The organism is Chromobacterium haemolyticum DSM 19808 (genome assembly GCF_000711885.1).
Taxonomy (GTDB): Bacteria; Pseudomonadota; Gammaproteobacteria; order Burkholderiales; family Chromobacteriaceae; genus Chromobacterium; species Chromobacterium haemolyticum.
Genome location: NZ_JONK01000001.1, coordinates 361,996 through 381,318 on the forward strand (window position 1 = coordinate 361,996; position 19,323 = coordinate 381,318).

Here is a 19,323-nt window from a genome sequence, read left to right on the forward strand (position 1 = left end):
TTCCGGGAGCGGCTTTTGTTCAATTTTAGCGTTTATCTGTCTGCCCTTGGGCTATCCATCGGGCAGATTGTCGGCATTGGGCCGCAGAATGCCTTCGTATTGCGGCAGGGCATAGGCCGCAGCCACATCCTGCCCATTGTGGCGATCTGCATTGTCGCGGACGTGTTTCTGATCGCCTGCGGGGTAATGGGCGTGGGCAAACTGCTCAATGCGATTCCCGGCTTCATTGTCACGGTGACCTGGCTGGGCGCGGGCTTCATCCTGTGGCTGGGCTATAAAGCCTTTCGTTCCGCCTTGACGCCTGGGGCGATGTCGCTGGCGGGCGGCGTGGAGAAAGATCGCAAGCGCGCCATTCGCACCGTGCTGGCGGTGACTTTGCTCAATCCCTATACCTGGCTGGACACCGTGGTGCTGATCGGCGGCGTGTCCGCCATTTATGGAGAGAGTGCCGCGCCATCCTTTCTGTTGGGCAGCCTCAGCGCCTCCGTGCTGTGGTTCGGCGCGATCGGCTGCTTCGCCGGTAAACTGGCACCCCTGTTTCAGCGTCCGCAAAGCTGGCGGGTGCTGGACTGCGTCATCGGCCTGGTGATGCTGTTCACCGCGTTCATGTTGTTGCGCAATTACGGTTTCGAGGGGATGGCCTGAGCGGCTGGGATGGGAGTTGGCGCCTTATTTTGAAAGTGATGGCTTGCTTTTAAGCAACCCATCACTTTTTCATATGCCGTTAGTCGTGACAAGGTAATTTTTCACTGCTTATTTATGCATATGGAATTGCAAAATAATTTTGTAAATACCAAATCATTTACCATAACTAAATCTCCGTTGTGAACAACATAAGGAGAGTTAGTCATGAGAAGTCTGATCCAAGCCGGTTTGATTGGGGTTTCTGTATTGGCCGGCGCATCCGTCCAGGTTGCGGCCGCTCAGGTGAACAACAGTTACATCCAGTCCAGCGCCAACGAGATTCGCGGTTTTCTTGGCGGCTACGCGCGGCCGACGGTCTACGTCAACCAGTACGCTTGCCGCGAGTCTCAGCTGAGTGCGATGGCATGCGGGCCTTACACCATCAGCGTGGGCACCGGCTTCCTGCAGCAGCAGGAAAACAGCTATGGCAATTACGTGGCCAAGTTCATCCTGGCGCATGAATGGGGCCATTCCATCCAGTTCACCCACAATATCTACCGCCAGGCGCCGATGCAGGAGTTGCAGGCCGATTGCGTGGGAGGGACGTTCGCCAAGTACGCCGAAACCAATCTGCGTTATCCGAGCTTTATCGAGAACGCGGTGGCTTCGGCGCGCAACGCAGCCGATTACGGCGAACATGGCACACCGTCTCAGCGCGACTACTATTCGCGCTACGGCCACGCCAATGGCCTCAACGCTTGCCTGAACTCGATCTAATCGACGATGGGCAAGCGAGCGTGGGGGCTGGCCGGCGGGCTGGCTCTACTGGGCCTGGCCTGGGTCAGCCTGCCTGAGCCGGTTCGCGCGCGCTTGGGCCTGAGCGCTCCGGCCCCGGCGGCTTTGGTCGCCGGGGCGGCGGGGACAACCGCTCAGCCGGACAAGGGGGAAGCGCCGGCGCGGGCTTACCAAGGGCTGAGCTTCACGGTGGGCGACGGGCCGGCTCCGGCCGCCGCTCCGGCGGAGCCCTTGCCGGAGAGCCCGGCCGAACGCCAGCGCAAACAGGCTTTGCGCCAGCTGGGCTACGCCATCGACGAGCGCTTCTACCGGATGCCGCTGGCCGAGCTGCGCAAGCTGGCGGCCGCGGGCAATGTCCAGGCCTTGACTCACCTGGCTGAGCGCTATTTGTTCGAGCTGGACGGCAAGCCGCGGCGGCCGGACTTTGAGCCCGAAATGCGTTACCGCGAGGAGGCGCGCGCCGCTTTGCAGCAGGCGTACCGCTTGGGCAACCGTCATGCGGCGGCGATGATCTCCGAGAGCTATCTGCTGGAGCGGCAGCCCTTGGAGGCCGCGGCCTGGAACCTGGTGGCGCGGCGGGCCGGAGACGCGTTGAGCGCGGACTGGTTCCTGACCACCAAGGACTACCGGCAGTTGAACGCCGGGCAGAAAGCGGCGGCGACGGAACGCGCGGAGCAAATCTGGCGCGAACTGCATCCGGGAGCGGCTCAGTCCAAAGGCTAGCGGTCGCAAAAAACCGGCGACCCCCGCAAGGGGGCCGCCGGTTTTTCGTTTGGCGAAGCTTGGCGTTTACATGCGCTCATCCACTATGCGCTGAAACGCAGTGGACTTTGAACAGGCTTTACTGAGTGTCAGCGGCCAGGCCGGCCACCAGATCCTCGCGGGTGATCAGGAATACGAAGCCGTCGCCGCTCTCGGTTTCCATCCACATGAAAGGCAAGGTGGGGAAGCATTCTTCCAGCATGTCGCGGTTATGGCCGATCTCCACCAGCAGCACGCCCTTGTCGTTCAGGAAGTCCGGCGCGCGGCGCAGGATTTCGCGGGTGGCATCCAGACCGTCTTCGCCAGAGCCCAAAGCCAGTTCCGGCTCGTGCAGATATTCCGGTGGCAGCGCGTCCACCGATTCGGCGTCGACGTAGGGCGGGTTGGAGATGATCAGGTCGTACTTTTCCTCTAGGCCCTCGAACATATCGGTGTGGATCAGCTGCACGCGCTCGTCCAGGCCATAGTTCTGCACATTGATGGCCGCCACTTCCAGCGCGTCCAGGGAAATATCCACCGCGTCGATTTCCGCGTCCGGATAGTGGTGCGCCAGTTGGATGGCCAGGCAGCCGGAGCCGGTGCACAGGTCCAGCGCGCGCTGGACCAGTTCCGGGTGTTCGATCCACGGTTGCAGCGGCTCGCCCAGCAGCTCGTAGATGAAGGAGCGCGGCACCAGCACGCGCTCATCCACGTAGAAGTTGAAATCGCCTTGCCAGGCTTCGTGGGTCAGATAGGCCACCGGCACGCGCTGCTCGGCGCGGCGCTCGATCATGTCGACCACGTCCTGGACCTCGGTGGGCAGCAGCTTGGCGTCGAGGAAGGGCTCGAGCTGATCCATCGGCAGCTTTAGCGCGGACAGCGTCAGGTAGGCGGCTTCGTCGTAGGCGTTCTGAGTGCCGTGGCCGTAGAACAGACCGGCGTCGTTGAAACGCGACACGGCGAAGCGCAGCAGGTCGCGCAAGGTGTTGAAGCTGGATGCAGCCTGGGCGTACATGGTTTTCCTTTCAATACAACAGGGACATGGCTGCGGCCATGTCCCCGGCGGTGTTGGTTCGCGCTCGCGTGGAGCGCGGGCAATGCCTTTGAACGGCGGGCGTCAGAACGGCAGCTTGGCGTCGGTGGCGGTGCCCAGCACACGGCGGAAGTCGCCCTTGATGCGCTCCAGCGCCGCGTCGTTGTCGGCCTCGAAGCGCAGAACGATCACCGGCGTGGTGTTGGAGGCGCGCGCCAGGCCGAAGCCGTCCTTATACTCCACGCGTAGGCCGTCCAGGGTGTTGACCTCCTCTGCGCCGTCGAAGCGGGCGGAAGCCTGCAGCTTGGCGATCAAGGCGTGGTTTTCGCCTTCCTTGGCCATCTTCAGGTTCAGTTCCGGCGTGGACACCGCATTGGGCAGCGCATTGAGCAGCTCGCTTGGGTTTTCCACGCGGGACAGCACTTCCAGCAGGCGGGCGCCGGCGTACATGCCGTCGTCAAAGCCGTACCAGCGTTCCTTGAAGAATACGTGGCCGCTCATCTCGCCGGCCAGCAAGGCGCCGGTTTCCTTGATCTTGGCTTTAATGAAGCTGTGGCCGGTGCGCGCCATCACCGGCACGCCGCCGTTTTGCTTGATCCACGGCTTGAGCAGGCGGGTGGACTTCACGTCGTAGATGATCTTGGCCTTGGGGTTGCGCTCCAGCACATCGGCGGCGAACAGCATCAACTGACGATCCGGCCAGATGATGGTGCCGTCCTTGGTCACCACGCCCAGGCGGTCGCCGTCGCCGTCGAAGGCCAGGCCGATTTCAGCGTCGGTTTTCTGCAGCGCGTCGATCACGTCCTGCAGGTTTTCCGGCTTGGCCGGATCCGGGTGGTGATTGGGGAAGTTCCCGTCCACATCGCAAAACAGTTCGCGCACACGGCAGCCCAGGCGGCGGAACAGCACCGGGGCGAAAGCGCCGGGCACGCCGTTGCCGCAGTCCACCACGATGTTGAGCGGGCGTTCCAGCTTGATGTCGGAGGTGATGCGGTCCAGATAGGCTTCGGCGATGTCGTGGGTGCCGTAAGCGCCTTCGCCGCTGGCGAGATCGCCGTCGACGATGCGCTGGTACAGCTTTTGGATGTCGTCGCCAGCCAGGGTGTTGCCGGCCAGCATCATCTTGAAGCCGTTGTAGTCCGGCGGGTTGTGGCTGCCGGTGACCATCACGCCGGACACCGAGCCCAACTCATGGGCGGCGAAGTACAGCATTGGGGTGGCGACGCGGCCGACGTCGATCACGTCGACGCCGGCGGCCTGGATGCCTTCGGCCAGCGCTTGGCACAGGTCCGGGCCGGACAGGCGGCCGTCGCGGCCTACCACGATGGTTTTCACTTTGCGGGCCTTGGCTTCGGAACCGATGGCCTGGCCGATCTGGCGGGCTACGTCGTTGGTCAGGGTCTTGCCGACGATGCCGCGGATGTCATAGGCCTTGAAGATATCTTTGGACAATTTGCTCATGGCGTTCTTATGCAATCGAAATGAAGGATGGGCGCGGAGCGACAGCGCTCCGCGTCGGAAATCGGGGGCTCAGGCGGCCAGCGCGGCGCTCAGGCTGATCAATTGGTCCAGCTTGGCGCGGGCTTGTCCGGAGTCGAGCGCTTCGCGCGCCATGGTAACACCGTCGGCCAGGGTAGGGGAAACGTCGGCCGTGTAGATGGCGGCGGCGGCATTGAGGCAGACAATGTCGCGCGCGGGGCCGGTTTCGCCGTCCAGCACCGCCAGCAGGATGTCGCGAGAGGCGGCTGCGGTGTCTGCCCGCAGTTGCTTGAGTTCGGCGAAATCCAGGCCCAGTTCACGCGGATCCAGCTGGTATTCCTCGATCTGCCCGTTCTTTAGTTCAGCCACCATGCTGGGGCCGGACAAGGTCAGCTCGTCCAGGCCGTCCAGGCCGTGCACGATCAGCGCGTGGCGGCTGCCCAATTGTTTCAGCACCCGAGCCTGGATGCCCACCAAGTCCGGGTGGAACACGCCCATCAACTGATTCTCGGCGTCGGCCGGATTGGTCAGCGGCCCAAGGATGTTGAAGATGGTGCGGGCGCCCAGCTCTTTGCGGATGGGCGCCACATGGCGCATCGCAGTGTGATGGTTGGGCGCGAACATGAATCCGATGCCGATTTCGTCGACGCAACGGCCCACTTGTTCGGCGCTCAAGCTCAGTTTGACACCCAGCGACTCCAGTACGTCGGCGCTGCCGGAGCTGGAGGAGACTGAACGCCCGCCGTGCTTGGCCACGCGCGCGCCTGCCGCCGCGGCGACGAAGGCGGAGGTGGTGGAGATATTGAAGGTGTGGGATTTGTCCCCGCCGGTGCCGCAGGTGTCTACCAAGTGGTCGCGCTGGCTGATGGGCACCGGGGTGGCGAACTCGCGCATCACGGTGGCGGCGGCGGCGATTTCCAGCACCGACTCCACCTTGACGCGCAGGCCGATCAGGATGGCCGCGGTTTGCGCCGGCGTCAGTTCGCCGCGCATGATCTGGCGCATCAAGTCCAGCATTTCGTCATAAAACAGTTCGTTGCCGTCGATCAGCCGGTTCAGCGCGGCCTGCGGGGTAATCATCGGGAAGTCCTTTTGCTTGCGTGGGCGGCGCCGCGTGGAGGCGCGCCGTCCGGAGATTCAATGGCCGGCGTGCGCCGCCAGCTGGGAGAGGCGCTGCTCGATCAGGTCGGCGCGGCAGGCGGCTTGCGCCTGGTCCGCACCGTTGCCGCTGGCGTAGCTGCTCGCCACCCAGCGGCATTGCTTGTCCAGATAGGTCTTGAAGGCGCGCTTGGATTGGCTGAGCGCCAGCCGGGCGCGGTAGCGGTTGCCGGTGATATGGTCTAGCTCGCGCATCGCGGCGGAGGCGCGGTTTTCACTTTGAGTCAGTTCGGCTTCGGCTTTGCTCAGCCGCTGTTGCAGGCAGACGGATACCGCCGGAGTCTGCGCTTCGGTTCGCATGCAGTCGTCCAGCGCGCCGGCCTGCGCCGCGCTGGACAGCGCCAGGGCGGCGCTCAGCATTAACACCCTCTTCATCAGGCGAACTCTTTCAGGAAGTTGTCCAGCATCGCGTGGCCGTGATCGGTGAGGATGGATTCCGGGTGGAACTGCACGCCCTCGATCGGCAGCGTTTTATGGCGCACGCCCATGATCTCTCCGTCGTCGGTCCAGGCGGTGACGTCCAGACAGTCCGGCAGCGTCTCGCGTTCGATCACCAACGAATGGTAGCGAGTGCAGGTCACTGGGTTGGGCAGGCCGCGGAACATGCCGATATCGCGGTGTTTAACCGGCGATACCTTGCCATGCATCAGTTGTTTGGCGTGGACGATGCGGCCGCCGAAAGCCTGGCCTATGCCCTGATGCCCCAGGCACACGCCCATGATGGGCAGCTTGCCGGCGAAGTGCTGGATGGCCGGCACGGACACACCCGCCTCGTTGGGCGTGCAGGGGCCGGGCGAGATCACCAGGTATTTAGGCTGCAGCGCTTCGATTTGCTGCAAGGAAATTTCATCATTGCGGTACACCTTGACCTCTTGACCCAGCTCGCCGAAGTATTGCACCAGGTTGTAGGTGAAGGAGTCGTAGTTGTCGATCATCAACAGCATGATTGGATTAAGTCCTTGAATTTGCTTGACGTGTGCTTTGATGTTTGTTTTTTTGTACCCGGTTTTATACCCGGTTTTTACTCCGCTAGTCTTTGCCACGTCTTCGGCTTTGAATAAAAAGACTATACCGGATGATCGGGCTGTTCGCAGCACCTCATCAAAACGGCTTGGCCGGCCTGCCGCCCAGCACCGTCTTATACCTCTCTTTAATATCGCAACCCGCGGCAATGCCACCTCCGCCATGTTGTCGACTCAAACTGCCGCCCGTCTATCAGGCAACCGGGTCCAGGTCCGTCGCCTCGGCCAGGCGGCGCTCCGCGCGGGCCAGATCGATAACGGCCTGGATGGCGGCCCTGGCTTGCGGGCTGTTGTGCCAGCAGCTGGAACCCATCATGTCGGCGATCTGGCGCGTCAGCAAGGCAGGGTCCTGATCCGCCAACTGCGCCAAGGAAGAAAAGCCGATTTGCTCCAGTCTGGACACAACGGTGGCGCCCACGCCTTTCAAAGCCACCATCTTGTTTTTTTCATCTGCGCTGAAACCCATGCGTCCTCCCTGTCTTGATTGTGATCCACGCCACAGGATACACGCGCCGCGCGGTTTGAATGATAGGGCGCGGATATATTTCGCATCAGGGGATTTGCCGTTCTTACTCCCAACTCATCGCCCAGGCGTATAGCGCAATCATCATCATGACCTCCATCATCAGGCTGCCCAGTATGAACAGCAGGGGCATGAACAGCAGCGAGCCGTAGTGCAGCACCAGGGCGGCGGCAAAGTAATGCAACGGAGCCTCAAGCAGCAAATAGGCCAGGGAGACCCCGGTGAGGGCAAACTTGTGCCAGAGCGGTTTTTCCAGCACGTGAAAGGTCAGCGCGTGCACCCAGGGCATCAAAAACAGCAAGGTGAGCACAAATGTCAGGCAGGAGCTGTGATATTCGGGAAGGGAGTGGTTGAAGGCCGCCGGCAATAGGGCAAAGTAAACGCAGGAACAGCCATGGATGATGACGAACAAGCGCAGCAAGTAGCGCATCGGCATGTTTTCCGGGCTGATCAAAAACGACAGCAACAGCAGCAGCAGGCCGGCGAGACCGTTGCCCCACCATTGCCAGAACGAGGGCACCGAGGCCGGCAGATCCAGCCACGGCAACAATAAGCCCGGTATTTGCCCGTTCAGTATCTCCAGGCTGGAGAGCTGGGCCGGCACGCCGGTAACCTCTATGCTCCATTGCGTGACGAGCCGCCATAGCGCAAGCGTTTGCGGCAGGAGGGCGAGCAGCAACAGGTTGAACAGCAGCGGAATGCCGAGGATCTCCAGCCAGCGAAGACGTTGGAAGGATTCTGTGCGCATGGCCCGGTGCAGGGAGATGAGTTCGCCCCCATGGCCGGTGTGGCGCAGCGCCTTGAAATGTTTCAGACGTTCTTGAAGGCTCATGGCAGGTTCCAGAACACGGCGGTAGTGATGCCGGTACGCTCGTAGTAGGGGCTGTGGTAGCGTTCAACGGCGGCATGGATGCCCCAATGCGTGCCTATCCACTCCCTCCAGCTCAGTTGATAGAGCTGGCTGTCGAAGCTCTGCTTGGGCTGATTGACCCCGATTGGCATATAACCCTCGCCGCCAGCGTTGACGGCCAGGGTGATCAGGCGCCAGCGGTCGCGCCCATAAGTCACCGCGCCGTAACCCTGCATGGAGCTTACGCTGCCGGGGTTGCTCAAGGTGCGGTGCACGCCGCCTTCCACGACCCAGGGCGCGTCGAAATAATAGGCCATGCCCAAGGTCAGAATGCGGTCGCTATAGCCTTGGCGATTGTCGTTGTAGGCCAGGCCGAAGGTGGTGACCAGATTGCGGTTGGGCAGCCATTTCCGGTTGATGGCCGCGCCGTAGTGGGTGCCGGGCCAGAAGGTGCCGCTGCTGCTGCGCCCCAACTCCAGCCTGCCGTACCAGTCCGGGTTGATGTCGTGGTTCCAGCCGCCGTTCAAGGCCATGCCCCGTTCGCCAAAGCGGCTGTCCTGCTCTGCGGTCCAATCGAAGACGTTGCCGGCGTCGGTTTGCCAGACGCCGGACAGATAAACGCCATCCCAGGCAGGGTTGTTTCCGGTGAGACGGGAGTGTTGCGCGCCGATCTCGATGCTGCGCGCCCATGAGTACGGCTCCGGCGCTGACGGCGGGGACTCTGTCCCGACATCTGCGGGAGCGGGCGCCGTTTCCGGCGCATCAGGGGCCGCCATCTCGTCGGCGTGCGCTTGGCCGGTAAGACACAGTGCCCAAAGGCAGATTTGCGCTAGTCGTTTACTGAGCATGGCGGCTCTCCAAAGTGTTGCTCGCTGTTTGCACGTATTCAAATCTAAGGTCCTGTCCGGCTCGGGCGGTGACTCGCCAAGCGTCCGGCAGCGCTTCGATATCGGCCTGGCCGGACCGCAGCACGGGCGGCGTTGGGGTTTTGGGCAGCAGCCAGCTTTGCCGCGCCAAGGTCTTTGGGTTGTGCGCGCTTACGCTGATCCAGGACGCGTCCCGGCCTTCCGCCGGCGCGGCTTGCCATTGGGTCAGTTCTCGTTGGGACAGGAAACGGGACAGCTCGGTCATCGTGTACCAATGAAACACGCCCTGTTTGCCCAAAGTCCGGGTTTGGGCCAGCCATTCGCGGACGGTTTGCTGATAGAAATAGACACCCGGAGGGTGAAAATAAACCAGGCGCGCCACACGCTGTTGTACCGCGAAGCGTGTCATGTCCTGCAGCCAAAGCGTCATCTGGGCGCTGGGCAGTTTATTGCGCACGGCTTCTTCGAAGGAGGCGATGCCGCCGTTGGCCGATACCGGGAAGGCCCAGGGCCGGCCATGCATGTTGGCCGGATCGATATAGGCTCGAGTGGGCCCCATGGACAGGTCGCCCACGTAGTAATAAGCCAGCACGCCATGTTGGCGCAGCCAAGCGGTTACCCAGTCCGGATGGTGGCCGTTGGGCGCGGAATACTCGGTGAGAGGTTGTTGGGTGAGCTTTTCAAGATCTTTCTTGTTGTTGGCGAGATAGGGTTCCCATCGTTTGCCGTTATGCTCATTGATGTTGAAGGCGAAGTAGTTGTGCGCCCAGCCGCCGTGCGCGCCGATTTCGTAACCCCGCTCGCTCAAGCGACGAACCCAGTCCTGAGCCTTCGGGTTATGGGCGAGGTCCATGCCTCGGTGGTCTCCGGGCTGATTGGTGTCCGGCCCGGTGGTGAAATGGACGGAATAAGGGCCTTGCTCAAGAAAACCCAGTTTTTTGAGCAAGTCCAGATAGGGTATGGCGTTGGCGTCGTCGACGTGCCAGTTCATTACCAGCCCGCCCACGCCGTCCGGCACGGAGGCCAATTGGGGCAGATGTAGAACTTGGCTATTGAAGAAGTGCAGGTAGGATTGCAGCCACAAACCGTCGGTGCGTATTTTGAGAAAAGTGACCGGCAGGTTGACGAACAAGACCTTGCCGCGGCCGTAAGCGCGCACGCCGGCAATCAAGGTGCCGTCCGGTCCTTGAGCCAGCACGCGTCCCGGGAAGCTGCCGCGGGTTGCCAGGTAGCTGAACGCCGCCTGGTCGTAACCGTAGGTCGAGGCTTGCAGCAAGGCGGATTTGCCGTCTGGATAGGGCTGGAAGCGGCCGGGCGTGATGCCCAGCTCGGCAACGGCGGAGGGCGGCATCAACATCAAATCTCTGCGCACCATCTGCTTGCCCAACTCCCGGTACAGCAGATAATCCACGCCCACCAGGCGCGAGAGCGCCGGTTTGTCCAAAAAGCGGCCGCCGGCGTTTTCGCTGGCGGCGTCGTAATTGATCCATAGAGCGCCGCCGGCCTGCACGTACTCCTCCAGCACTCCGGTCAGCGCCGCATCGACATAGCGGTGTATCGTGTCCGGCAAGATGATGCCGCGGAGTCGGGCGCGTTGCTCCGGCTCCATGTCCACCAGTTGGCTGGCGGTGATTTGCATCATCGCCACGCCGCCTTCGCTGGCGGCGTCTTGCCATGCCAGCGAGTATTTGCCGCTGGCCGGTTTGTCCGGCAGCAGCAAGGCGATGAAGGCCTGAGGCGGTGGCGTTTGTTTTGCGCGCAAGCTGTGCCAGATCGCGCTTGCCGCCAGTATTAGCCCCAGCAGCAGGATGATGCACACCCAGCGGGGGCATGATCGAATTTTATTCATTTTTCCAACCTTTGTTCTTGCTCCACCGTTGTGGCCAGACGGCGCTCTAATCCTTGAAAAACCGCCTCCTCCAGCACATTCCAGCGCGGCGTTCCTCGCGCGGGCGCCGCCTTCTGCAACCAGGCGCGCGCGGCGTCCTCCCGGCCGTCTCTTAACGCGGCCAGGGCCAGCACGCCCCATGGGAAGTCCAGATGCGCCTTGTCCTGAGCAAGCCAGGGCCGGCCTTCGCCCTGCAGCCAGGCGTCGAAGGAGGCTTGCCCCGGCATCGCCGGCATGCCCTCCATTTTGGGGAACAGTTGCGCGGCGGCTTCCGGGTAGAAGGCGACAGGGGGAAGGTCGCGGCTGGCTACGCGCCAGCGTCGGGTTTTCGTTTCCCAAAACGCTTTGGGAAGCGCTGCGGCCAACTGCCGCATCCTCCGGCAACTGGCGCCTGTTCTGGCGCAGTCGTCGCGCAGCGCGGCGTAAACTTCGACGTTGTCCATCAGGTAGCCCAGCTTGACGCCCGCGGCATAGTCATAAATGCCGCTGCGGGTTTGCCTCAGCCGCCACAGCGCCCGCCTGGCGCGCGCCAGCGATGCCTGAAGCGGCGGGGGCATCTCCTGTTGTCCATACCGCCGGCTCAGCAGGGAAATCCACATGGCCAGCGTGGAGTCGTCGGCGTCGGCGTCGGCCGTTCGGTGCCAGGCACCGTCCGTTTGGCGCTCGAAGCGGGGAAAGCTGCCGTTGCGCTCCTGCCTGGGCGCCAGCCACGCCACCCAAGCGTCCGTGGCCGGAGCGATGGACAGCCCCAGCTCCTCGGCCGTCAGCAAGGCTTTCATGGCGAAATAGGGGTCGACATGGCGTCCATGCGCTTGCAGCAGAATGGCGCCGTCCTCGTCCTGGTAGCCAGGCAGCTTGAATGCGCTGTCCGCGGCTTGACTTGTTCCGCAACACAAGGCCAGCAGTAAACATAGATGCTTCATCGGCCGCGTACCTTGCCGCGGATGCGAGCCCAGATAGTGCCGTGAGCGATCAGGGGCGGCGTGAGCAGCACCAAACGCGAGGAAACGGTATTGGGCGAGTCCGGCGCGCCCAATACGGAGTGGGCGCCAATGACGACAATCCGGTCGGCAACAACCGGGCCCAGCAAGAGACAGTTCTCGCGGCAGATGATGGAGTCATCGGAAACAACGGCGCCGTCCACGACCACTCCTCTGGCCAGGCGGACGGGTCCGCTGGCTTTGACGCTGCCCTCGATCCGGCAGCCGGGGCCGATGCTCAAGCCGCCGCGCACCACCAAGTGTCCGCGTAGCAAGCTGTTTTCCGGCAGCAGGAAATCGCCGTCCATTACCGCACGGCGCATTTCCGCGTTAAAGGGGTGGGGCGTTTCCAAACTTTCGATATCCACCTCTCGCAGCGGCGTGGCCGGGGACTGATGGCGCGGGGTTTCTCCCATGCGGATGGTTGCCGCCTGGAGGCGTTGGAAGCGGACAGGTCCCGAAATATCCAGGGTGTCCTCCGCCACGGTGCGCCCGAACAACAGGCTGTCCGGCTCGATGCGGACGTTCCGGGCGCCGGCCCAACGCAGAATCGAACTGCTCCGTCCCAGGTTCAGATCGCCGTCGGCCAAGACGCTGCGCAGGATCACGCCAGGACCGGTGACGACGTTGTCGTCGCAATGGATTTCTTTCAGGAAACTGAAGCGCGCCGGAATGCGCAACTCGCCGGCGGCCAAGACCTCCTCGTCCACGACCGGGCGGTTTTCCGGCCCGATGGCCTCCAGGCGAGCGTTCCAGTCCTGCCGCCGCTCGCCCAAGTCCAGCGTTTCCAGCCGTTGCCGGTAGTTGCGGGCGAAGACGTCGGCGGTGCCGGTGTGCAGCCGGTTGATGCCCAGCGCGGAGGCGTCGGTCTTGCGCAGCAACTCCAATAGACCGGGCAAGAGCGGCAGCGCGATCAGCGGCGCCACGCCAAGCACGTAAAGTATGGCCATCATCCCGGCTGTCTCCGATACCGCTTGGTTTTATCCCAATGCAGCGTTCTGTTTTTCTTGAAGGGCTCGACCAGCGACTGCTGCAGCGTGGCGCGGGAAATGGTGACCAGACTGACCAAAAAGCCAAGAATGGCGAAAGGCAAAATACGCAGCCTTTTGCCGTTGCCGTCCAGATAGCAGGCGGCGCCGATCTCGAAAAAGGCGGCGAAATTGCCCATCGCGCTGTAGCAGACCAGGGCCAGGATCAGCAGGAGGCCAGGGGACGGCAGCATGCTGTCGAAAAAGAACAGCACCAAGGTGATGGCCCAGCCGAGCAGCAGCAGCGGAGACATGGCGTAAGTGCCCAACAGCAGGAGCCCGTCCAGTTTTTCCCGCCGCTGCACTCCTCGGGTGCTCAGCAGACGGCCGACATGCCGCGCCAGCGCCTGATTATGGCCGCGCGTCCAGCGCATCAATTGCCGGATGCGAACCGGCCAGCTCTCCGGCACCTCCTCGTAGCACTCGGAGCGATTGGTGTAGACCGTGAGCCAGCCGCCGATAAGCAGGCGATAGGTCAAATCGGTGTCTTCCGCCAGCACGTCGTCGTGCCAGCCGCCGACGCTGTTGAGCGCGGCGACGCGTATGCCGCCGACCGTGCCGCCGTACTGCGGCACCAGCTTCATATTCATCCTGGCCTGCTGGTCCACCTGATAACCGCCCGCGCGTTCCATGTCCAGCATGCGGGTCAATAGGTTGGCGCCCGGGTTCAAGGGCACCACGCGCCCCATCACGGCGCCGACTTCCGGATCGAAGAACGGCGCGATCAATTGTTTGAGCAGGCCGCGGCTTGGCAGGTAGTCGGCGTCGAAGACGATGAAAATCTCGGTGTCGATCAAGGCCGTCGCATCCTTCAGCGCCGCGGCTTTGCCGGGTTTGCCCTGGGTGCGGTGAAACGGCTTGATCGCGTCCGGTCTGCGCGCCGCGATGCGGTCTATGATGGAGCGAGTGCCGTCCGTGGAGCGGTCGTTGACGGGCATGATGATCATTTGCCCAGGCGGATAGTCGGACTCAAGCAGCGCCTCCATCGCATCGGCAATCACGGCCTCTTCGTTGTGCGCGGCGATGAAGACTGTGACCTTGGGCCATTGCGCGGTTTCAATGTCCAGATAAGGATGGCGCTGGTGGCCGAACAGCCGGTTCAAAGTGAACGCCATATGCCGCGCCGCGTACACCACGACCAAGAGCACCACGCCGTAGAGCACGAAGCTCAGCGCGCGCAAAGGCCAGATGAACGGCGTTGCGGTTTCGCGCCGCAGCAGGGGGTCGTCCTCCTGGCTTACGGTACGGTGACGGGCTTCTTCGATCTGATCCAGAATCAACTGCTGGGTATGGCGCAGATCGGCGTTGTCCGAGGCCCCCTTGATGCTCACGGTGGGGCTGACAGAGGAGGGGCGTTCGTCTGGGTCTATGGGCAGAGCCGCCATGGCGGCCTGGCTCTCCTTAGACGTGGCCGCGCCGTGGCGATGCGGGTGGCTGGCGGCCGGTTTGGACGGATCCACGGCGGACCAGGCGGGGTAGCAGCACATCAGCAGGATCAGCCAGAGTAGGAATCGCGGGGGCATGCTTATCTCCCCGGTACGGGAGCGAGCGCATCGACGGTCCGACTGGCTGTGTTCGCCGCCTGCCGCCGACGCGGCAGCGACGAGAGAATGGCGGCTATGCGTCTGCCGGCGTCGCCGTCGCCATAGGGGTTATGGGCTTGAGACATGCGTTGATAAGCCGCCTCGTCATCCAGCAAGGCGCTGGCGTGTTGGACGATGAGCGCTGTCTCCGTGCCCACCAGCATGGCGGTGCCGGCCGCAAGCGCCTCCGGTCTTTCCGTTGTGTCCCGGGTGACCAGCACCGGTTTGCCCAGCGCCGGCGCCTCTTCCTGTATGCCGCCGGAGTCGGTGATGATGAGGTGGCAGCGGGCCATCAGATAGACGAAGGGCAGGTATTGTTGCGGGTCGATCAAATGAATGTTGTTCACCTTGGACAGCAGCGCGTACACCGGCTTGCGCACATTGGGATTGAGGTGCACCGGGTAGACGATGTCCACGTCGGGGTAGCGCTCGGCCAGCTGCACCAGCGCGCGACAGAAGCTTTCAAACCTCTCCCCCAAATTTTCCCGGCGGTGGCCGGTGACCAGTATCACTCTGGCCTCCGGGCGCAGGAAGGCAAACTGGGAGGCGATGTCGGCCTTGAGATCCGGCTGTTGTTCCAGCCTCTTTACCGCCAACAGCAAGGTGTCGACAACGGTGTTGCCAGTGATGAAGATCCTATCCGGGTCAACCTTTTCATTCCGCAGGTTGAGCTGGGACTCCTCCGTTGGAGCGAAATGCCAGGACGCCAGAATGCCGGTGACGCGGCGGTTCATTTCCTCAGGCCAAGGCGAATACAGGTCTCCGGTGCGCAATCCCGCTTCAACATGCCCAATCGGAATCCGGCGGTAAAACGCGGCCAGGCTTGCGCCAAGCGTGGTGGCCGTATCGCCATGCACCAGCACGACATCGGGTTGGGCTTCCTCCAAGACTTTGTCGACAGCGTCCACCAGCCTGGCGGTCAAAGACGCCAGGCTCTGTCCCTGTTGCATCAGCTTCAGGTCGAAGTCCGGGTGAATTCCGAAAAAGTCCAATACCTGATCCAACATCTCGCGGTGTTGGCCGGTCACGCATACCTTGGACACCACGCCCTGGCAGTCTTGCAGCGCGTGGATGACAGGCACCATCTTGATGGCTTCCGGACGGGTGCCAAAAATTGTTAGTACGGTAAGCATATTATCTCCATCACAACGATTCACGAGCACACAGCAGGGCTTGGTTTTGTTTGTTTTGTTAAAACCACTATAGTACGGCAGCCATATCATATCTATCACGGCTATTCACAAGCACTTAGCGGAGCTTAACTTTGTTTGTTTTGTTAAAACTACTATTTCACATTGTTTAAATTAAAGTAGCACACCTCCTATAAGAAATAAAGTTAAATATTTGTTTTAATTAAACGGTTTAATATTGGCGTGCGTTGGAGCACCATTCACAAGCCTGCTGGAGCGCCATTGCGCCCCGGCCAGGCGAGTGCGCGCCGGCAGGCAATTCCATTGGATTGCACCTGGCCAAAGCGCTAGTGCAAGAGTCGCGACGGCGATGTGAAACTGCAATGGCATTTCTTTGTTAGCATGTCAGGACGTACGCATGGGGAGCGTCAATCATTTGGGAAGCAGCTCTAAAAGCGCCGGCGAGCGTGGCTGACCTCCACCTGGGGAGAAGTGCCAATGGAAAAGAAACAGTGCCTACACTGCGGATACTTGCGCGGGGATTCGCCGCGCGACCAGCGGGCGCCGGACTACGCATGTCCGCTGTGCCAGACGCCGTATCTGGAAATGTATCCGCAGCCGCTGCCGCGGAAGGAGCCGGAGCCCGCTTCCCCTTTGCAATGGACGCATGTGGGCGTGGTGCTGGGCGTTTTGCTGACCGGTACGGCGGGGCTGGCGTACACGGTTTGGCCCAATCAGCAGATGGCAGCCGCCAGGCATGAGGCGGAGCTCGAGGACATTGCCGGCGTGGTGTTGCCGGGCGCCGAGCAAGCGGCAGGAGAGCTTTGCGGCGCCGAGTCTTTCTCGGGCGGCGCTTTCTGCCGCTGGGCGCCAGCGTTGGCAGAGGTAGGGTGCAAAGCGACACTGGTGCGCGATTGCATGGAAGTCACGGCGATCAGACTGCACCCTGGCAGCAAGAGTCCGGAGCAACCGGACTTCGCGGTAAGCTGCCGGGACGCCGCCGGGGAGATGATGGAAATGAGTTTCAATGAGGGAGGTTTGGGGGTTGGAGCGGATGGCGCCGCGCCGGCGCGATAAGAACCTGTTTACGATCTTGCGAGCAAGAGCGAGACAAGGCGAAAGCGGCTGAGAAAGCGGAATGTACGCCTGGTACATGAGCATTTCCAAGCGGTTTTCAATGCGCCTTTCTATTCATTCCGCCGACGCGCAGCAGACCGTAAACAGGTTCTACAAGGCAGCGGTTAGCGGAACCTGCCTTGGTTCAGGTCCAGCAGCAGGGCGACGGCGATGACAGCCGCCGGAAAACAGCAGAGCGCTGAAAATGCTCCTGGGCTTGGTCGCGCCGTTCCCCTTGGGCGAACAGGTGGTGGGCGGCCCGATCCGCGACACGGTGACGGACGAGGAGGACAGCCAGCGGCTGCTGGACGGCAACGCGCGGGCCTTCTTCCATCTATAGCGTGGCTCAGCTCAGCAGCCAGCCCAGCAACAAGCCGCCGAACAACAGCCATTTCAGCGCGTAATAGCCAAGACGGCTCTGCGCCTTGATGCGCTTGCCAAACAGCCGCACCGCCTGCACATAGCGGAACAGGCGGTTGAGCGCGCCGGTGCGGTCACCGTCCTGATTGGGGGAACTGGCGGCGCCCAGCAGCAGGCGGCTGATCAGGCGGTTGCCCCACGCCGCAAGCCGGAAGCGCATTGGGCGCTCGATATCGCAGAACAGGATGATGCGCTGCTCAGTGGTGGCGTTTTCCGCGTGGTGTAGATAGGTTTCGTCGAACATCACCGCCTCGCCGTCGCGCCAGCTGTAGCGTTCGCCGTCCACCTCTATGTAGCAGGCCTCGTTTTGCGGTGTGGACAAGCCCAAATGGAAGCGCACCGAACCAGCGAAGGGGTCGCGGTGGCGCACTAGCCGGCTGCCCGGCGGCAAGCTGGCGAACATCGCCGCCTTGACCGAGGGAATGCTTTGCAGCAGCCCAGTCGTGTACGGGCACAGCTTGGCCGCCGACGGGTGCGGCTGGTCGTACCATTTCAGGTAGAAACGCTTCCAGCCGGTCTTGAAAAATGAATTGAAGCCCAGGTCGTCGTAACGATCGGATGCCTTGATCGCGCCGTCGTCGGACAAGGCCAGCGCCTCGGCGCGGATACGTTGCCAGTTATCGTTCAGCGTCCGCAGCTCCGGAAAGCGCTGCAGCGGCAAATAGGGGCGCGCGGGTAGGGTGGAGAACAGGTAGCAGAAGCAGTTGATCGGCGCCATGAAGGTAGAGTGGTCGGTCAACTGCCGCCAGAACCCCAAGCGTTGACGGCCGCGATAATGGATGTAGACGGTGCAGAGCGCAAAAAGAAGGAGGATGGATAGTTTGATGTACGGCATTTTTGCTCTAGCCCTTGAAATAATATGCTTAATTTCAAACAAAAACAGAATTTAAACGACTGGCCATTGGTTTAGTTGAGTAGGATATGACCAGGTTTGGCGGTCGCCACGCAAAGCGGCTGCCCTCCGCTCCAAAACAGCCGAAACTGGCTGCCGCCGTCGCCCCATACGACCGACGCGGGCCCAGGGCGCTGCCTAGAATGGTTCGAGCGAGAACGGCCCCGCGCCGTCCCCATCAACCATCCGGTTGCTGGGCCGCCTGACCAAGGAGCCTGCCCATGCATTTCACCCATGCGATCACCCGCCTGCCTGCCGACACCGTGGCCGGCGGTTTGACCACCGCCAATATCGGCGCACCGGACCCGGCGCTGACGCGCTCCCAATTCCGCGATTACGTGGATATCCTGTTGCGCCTGGGTTTGACCGTGAGCACCTTGCCGGCACAGCCCGATTTCCCCGACGCCCATTTCGTTGAAGACACCGCGGTGTTGATGCCGGAACTGGCGGTGATCACCCAGCCGGGCGCGCCGGCCCGCCGCGGCGAGGTGAGCAGCATCGCGCCCTTGGTGTCCCGCTTCCGCCACGCGGTGTGGATGAACGGCGACGCGCGCATGGACGGCGGCGATGTCTTGATGATAGACAAGCGTTTCTTCGTCGGCCTGACCAGCCGCACCAACGAGGCCGGGATCAGCCAGTTTGCCGCCGCGGTGGAAAAGTTCGGTTACGTCGTCACCGCGGTGGAAGTCAGCGCCGGCCTGCATTTGAAGTCCATCGTCAACTACGTGGGCCGCAACACGCTGATCTTGTCCGAGGACCGCGCCGACGATCCGGTATTCCACGGTTATCAGCAGATCGTGCTGGCCAAGGACGAGGAATACGCCGGCAACACCTTGTGGATCAACGACACCCTGATCACGCCAAGCGGTTACCCCGACACGTTGCGTAAGCTGAAGACGCTGGGCCTGCCCATCATCGAGACCGACACCAGCGAAATCCGCAAGATGGACGGGGGCTTGACCTGCATGTCCCTGCGTTTCTAAGAACCTGTTTACGATTTGCTGCGCGTCGGCGATACGGCGTTGAAAGCGGCTTCAAAATGCTCATGTACCGTGTGTACACTCCGCTTTTTCAGCCATTTTCGCCTTGTCTCGCTCTAGCTCGCGAGATCGTAAACACGTTCTAAAAGCAGCGTCGTTTCATTCGCCACTGGCCGCAGAGCCGGGGAGATTCAGAACCTGTCGCCGACGCGTAG

At 62.0% G+C, this 19,323-nt stretch carries 20 protein-coding genes; 6 read left to right on the forward strand and 14 right to left on the reverse strand.

The features are described 5' to 3' along the window. The first annotated feature begins 15 nt into the window (after positions 1–15). The 3 genes from BR71_RS01610 to BR71_RS01620 all read left to right on the forward strand — a co-directional run bounded on the left by BR71_RS01610 (position 16) and on the right by BR71_RS01620 (position 2,142). Positions 16–645 (forward strand): LysE/ArgO family amino acid transporter, encoded by a 630-nt coding sequence (locus BR71_RS01610; protein WP_019100668.1) that lies wholly within the window; start codon positions 16–18, stop codon positions 643–645. Between the two features lie 204 nt (positions 646–849). Next, a complete protein-coding gene (locus BR71_RS01615) occupies positions 850–1,401 on the forward strand; it encodes a neutral zinc metallopeptidase (RefSeq protein ID WP_043631645.1) in 552 nt (183 codons plus the stop codon). Positions 1,402–1,407: 6 nt separating this feature from the next. Next, positions 1,408–2,142 carry a hypothetical protein gene (locus BR71_RS01620; protein ID WP_043631648.1) on the forward strand — a complete coding sequence of 245 codons (735 nt, stop codon included), beginning with the start codon at positions 1,408–1,410 and terminating at the stop codon, positions 2,140–2,142. Positions 2,143–2,260: 118 nt separating this feature from the next. Here BR71_RS01620 and prmB read toward each other — a convergent pair whose 3' ends face one another. The 13 genes from prmB to wecB all read right to left on the reverse strand — a co-directional run bounded on the left by prmB (position 2,261) and on the right by wecB (position 15,703). Then, positions 2,261–3,175, reverse strand: a complete 915-nt coding sequence (gene prmB, locus BR71_RS01625) for a 50S ribosomal protein L3 N(5)-glutamine methyltransferase (RefSeq protein WP_043631651.1) — start codon at positions 3,173–3,175, stop codon at positions 2,261–2,263. 102 nt (positions 3,176–3,277) lie between these two features. Then, on the reverse strand, positions 3,278–4,654 hold the full coding sequence (locus BR71_RS01630; protein WP_043631654.1) for a phosphomannomutase/phosphoglucomutase: 1,377 nt from the start codon (positions 4,652–4,654) through the stop codon (positions 3,278–3,280). A 69-nt stretch (positions 4,655–4,723) separates the two neighbouring features. After that, positions 4,724–5,752, reverse strand: a complete 1,029-nt coding sequence (trpD, locus tag BR71_RS01635; RefSeq protein WP_043631657.1) for an anthranilate phosphoribosyltransferase — start codon at positions 5,750–5,752, stop codon at positions 4,724–4,726. Positions 5,753–5,809: 57 nt separating this feature from the next. Next, on the reverse strand, positions 5,810–6,205 hold the full coding sequence (locus BR71_RS22655) for a lysozyme inhibitor LprI family protein (RefSeq protein WP_081862503.1): 396 nt from the start codon (positions 6,203–6,205) through the stop codon (positions 5,810–5,812). Next, positions 6,205–6,774, reverse strand: coding sequence for an aminodeoxychorismate/anthranilate synthase component II (locus BR71_RS01645; RefSeq protein WP_043631660.1), 570 nt, complete (start codon positions 6,772–6,774; stop codon positions 6,205–6,207). Before BR71_RS01645 ends, BR71_RS22655 begins: the two co-directional genes overlap by 1 nt. A 271-nt stretch (positions 6,775–7,045) precedes the next feature. Next, the gene (locus BR71_RS01650; protein ID WP_052370250.1) at positions 7,046–7,318 is read right to left on the reverse strand and encodes a hypothetical protein; all 273 of its coding nucleotides are present in this window, start codon (positions 7,316–7,318) and stop codon (positions 7,046–7,048) included. A 103-nt stretch (positions 7,319–7,421) separates the two neighbouring features. Then, entirely contained in the window at positions 7,422–8,207 is a 786-nt protein-coding gene (locus BR71_RS01655) for a hypothetical protein (RefSeq protein ID WP_043631663.1), read from the reverse strand. Continuing rightward, a complete protein-coding gene (locus BR71_RS22660) occupies positions 8,204–9,073 on the reverse strand; it encodes a YaiO family outer membrane beta-barrel protein (RefSeq protein ID WP_052370251.1) in 870 nt (289 codons plus the stop codon). The genes BR71_RS01655 and BR71_RS22660 overlap by 4 nt, the downstream gene beginning before the upstream one ends. Then, positions 9,063–10,940, reverse strand: a complete 1,878-nt coding sequence (locus tag BR71_RS01665; protein WP_162179182.1) for a polysaccharide deacetylase family protein — start codon at positions 10,938–10,940, stop codon at positions 9,063–9,065. Before BR71_RS01665 ends, BR71_RS22660 begins: the two co-directional genes overlap by 11 nt. Beyond that, positions 10,937–11,902, reverse strand: a complete 966-nt coding sequence (locus tag BR71_RS24440) for a hypothetical protein (RefSeq protein WP_043631670.1) — start codon at positions 11,900–11,902, stop codon at positions 10,937–10,939. Before BR71_RS24440 ends, BR71_RS01665 begins: the two co-directional genes overlap by 4 nt. Beyond that, on the reverse strand, positions 11,899–12,912 hold the full coding sequence (locus tag BR71_RS01675; RefSeq protein WP_043631677.1) for a hypothetical protein: 1,014 nt from the start codon (positions 12,910–12,912) through the stop codon (positions 11,899–11,901). The genes BR71_RS24440 and BR71_RS01675 overlap by 4 nt, the downstream gene beginning before the upstream one ends. Continuing rightward, positions 12,909–14,510, reverse strand: a complete 1,602-nt coding sequence (locus BR71_RS01680; protein ID WP_208854825.1) for a glycosyltransferase family 2 protein — start codon at positions 14,508–14,510, stop codon at positions 12,909–12,911. Before BR71_RS01680 ends, BR71_RS01675 begins: the two co-directional genes overlap by 4 nt. Before the next feature lie 2 nt (positions 14,511–14,512). Beyond that, a complete protein-coding gene (gene wecB, locus BR71_RS01685; RefSeq protein WP_081862504.1) occupies positions 14,513–15,703 on the reverse strand; it encodes a non-hydrolyzing UDP-N-acetylglucosamine 2-epimerase in 1,191 nt (396 codons plus the stop codon). Positions 15,704–16,198: 495 nt separating this feature from the next. Here wecB and BR71_RS01690 point away from each other — a divergent pair, with 495 nt between their 5' ends. Then, complete coding sequence (locus tag BR71_RS01690; protein ID WP_043631681.1) at positions 16,199–16,777, forward strand: hypothetical protein; 579 nt, start codon at positions 16,199–16,201, stop codon at positions 16,775–16,777. Positions 16,778–17,021: 244 nt separating this feature from the next. Continuing rightward, complete coding sequence (locus tag BR71_RS24925) at positions 17,022–17,156, forward strand: hypothetical protein (RefSeq protein WP_279625722.1); 135 nt, start codon at positions 17,022–17,024, stop codon at positions 17,154–17,156. A gap of 6 nt (positions 17,157–17,162) precedes the next feature. Here BR71_RS24925 and BR71_RS01695 read toward each other — a convergent pair whose 3' ends face one another. Then, positions 17,163–18,071 (reverse strand): aspartyl/asparaginyl beta-hydroxylase domain-containing protein, encoded by a 909-nt coding sequence (locus BR71_RS01695; RefSeq protein ID WP_203389873.1) that lies wholly within the window; start codon positions 18,069–18,071, stop codon positions 17,163–17,165. 278 nt (positions 18,072–18,349) lie between these two features. Here BR71_RS01695 and BR71_RS01700 point away from each other — a divergent pair, with 278 nt between their 5' ends. Continuing rightward, complete coding sequence (locus tag BR71_RS01700) at positions 18,350–19,111, forward strand: dimethylarginine dimethylaminohydrolase family protein (protein WP_043631687.1); 762 nt, start codon at positions 18,350–18,352, stop codon at positions 19,109–19,111. Positions 19,112–19,323 lie beyond the last annotated feature (212 nt).

What these genes read in the sequence shown, in the direction of transcription:
- BR71_RS01615 (WP_043631645.1), top strand. Translation starts at nt 850, where the DNA reads ATGAGAAGTCTGATCCAAGCCGGTTTGATTGGGGTTTCTGTATTGGCC.
- BR71_RS01620 (WP_043631648.1), top strand. Translation starts at nt 1,408, where the DNA reads ATGGGCAAGCGAGCGTGGGGGCTGGCCGGCGGGCTGGCTCTACTGGGC.
- prmB (WP_043631651.1), bottom strand. Translation starts at nt 3,175, where the DNA reads ATGTACGCCCAGGCTGCATCCAGCTTCAACACCTTGCGCGACCTGCTG.
- BR71_RS01630 (WP_043631654.1), bottom strand. Translation starts at nt 4,654, where the DNA reads ATGAGCAAATTGTCCAAAGATATCTTCAAGGCCTATGACATCCGCGGC.
- trpD (WP_043631657.1), bottom strand. Translation starts at nt 5,752, where the DNA reads ATGATTACCCCGCAGGCCGCGCTGAACCGGCTGATCGACGGCAACGAA.
- BR71_RS22655 (WP_081862503.1), bottom strand. Translation starts at nt 6,205, where the DNA reads ATGAAGAGGGTGTTAATGCTGAGCGCCGCCCTGGCGCTGTCCAGCGCG.
- BR71_RS01645 (WP_043631660.1), bottom strand. Translation starts at nt 6,774, where the DNA reads ATGCTGTTGATGATCGACAACTACGACTCCTTCACCTACAACCTGGTG.
- BR71_RS01650 (WP_052370250.1), bottom strand. Translation starts at nt 7,318, where the DNA reads ATGGGTTTCAGCGCAGATGAAAAAAACAAGATGGTGGCTTTGAAAGGC.
- BR71_RS01655 (WP_043631663.1), bottom strand. Translation starts at nt 8,207, where the DNA reads ATGAGCCTTCAAGAACGTCTGAAACATTTCAAGGCGCTGCGCCACACC.
- BR71_RS22660 (WP_052370251.1), bottom strand. Translation starts at nt 9,073, where the DNA reads ATGCTCAGTAAACGACTAGCGCAAATCTGCCTTTGGGCACTGTGTCTT.
- BR71_RS01665 (WP_162179182.1), bottom strand. Translation starts at nt 10,940, where the DNA reads ATGAATAAAATTCGATCATGCCCCCGCTGGGTGTGCATCATCCTGCTG.
- BR71_RS24440 (WP_043631670.1), bottom strand. Translation starts at nt 11,902, where the DNA reads ATGAAGCATCTATGTTTACTGCTGGCCTTGTGTTGCGGAACAAGTCAA.
- BR71_RS01675 (WP_043631677.1), bottom strand. Translation starts at nt 12,912, where the DNA reads ATGATGGCCATACTTTACGTGCTTGGCGTGGCGCCGCTGATCGCGCTG.
- BR71_RS01680 (WP_208854825.1), bottom strand. Translation starts at nt 14,510, where the DNA reads ATGCCCCCGCGATTCCTACTCTGGCTGATCCTGCTGATGTGCTGCTAC.
- wecB (WP_081862504.1), bottom strand. Translation starts at nt 15,703, where the DNA reads ATGCTTACCGTACTAACAATTTTTGGCACCCGTCCGGAAGCCATCAAG.
- BR71_RS01690 (WP_043631681.1), top strand. Translation starts at nt 16,199, where the DNA reads ATGGAAAAGAAACAGTGCCTACACTGCGGATACTTGCGCGGGGATTCG.
- BR71_RS24925 (WP_279625722.1), top strand. Translation starts at nt 17,022, where the DNA reads ATGCTCCTGGGCTTGGTCGCGCCGTTCCCCTTGGGCGAACAGGTGGTG.
- BR71_RS01695 (WP_203389873.1), bottom strand. Translation starts at nt 18,071, where the DNA reads ATGCCGTACATCAAACTATCCATCCTCCTTCTTTTTGCGCTCTGCACC.
- BR71_RS01700 (WP_043631687.1), top strand. Translation starts at nt 18,350, where the DNA reads ATGCATTTCACCCATGCGATCACCCGCCTGCCTGCCGACACCGTGGCC.